1 protein-coding gene is annotated in these 422 nt (G+C 43.8%); it reads left to right on the top strand.

Annotation, left to right across the window (positions count from 1 at the left end):
* Positions 1-203: STIV orfB116 family protein (locus ARB69_RS26385; protein WP_157355764.1), on the top strand; the 203-nt coding region annotated here is incomplete at its 5' end.
* Positions 204-422: the final 219 nt, after the last annotated feature.

Raw genomic sequence — 422 nt, 5'->3', positions numbered from 1 at the left:
TAGGACACGCTTCAACAGCGGATATCATGACAGCACTGCTCAGTGTAAAGATCCCAATAAACCGGCAGATGTTCATTCAGGAGGTCGGCCAGAGGGCACTTGTTTTTAAACTCAACGGCAGGCCGGAGGAAGGCAAAATTTTGTCCGCAGAGGATATAGAGCGGATCGGGTTTAAGTTTCAAATACTTGACCAGATCAAATAAAAAAGAGCGCTTACATAAGCCCGGCAAGGCGTAAGCACTCAGATAAACAATCAACTTTATTGTATACCAGATGGAGGATTTTGTAAATGAGTAAATGGAGAGTAGTAAGAGGTATTAACCCAAACAAGTACGATGCCCTCATAGATGCGGGGTGCAGATACATGAATAGTAAAGCGTTTCCAGTGATTGAGGAGCTGGCGGCAATAATTGGTTTAGAAG

Origin of the sequence: Faecalicatena contorta, from assembly GCF_001404335.1 — a bacterium.
GTDB lineage: Bacteria > Bacillota > Clostridia > Lachnospirales > Lachnospiraceae > Faecalicatena > Faecalicatena contortus_B.
The sequence above is the reverse complement of the archived record's forward strand: the minus strand, read 5'-3'. Positions and strand labels throughout refer to the sequence as shown.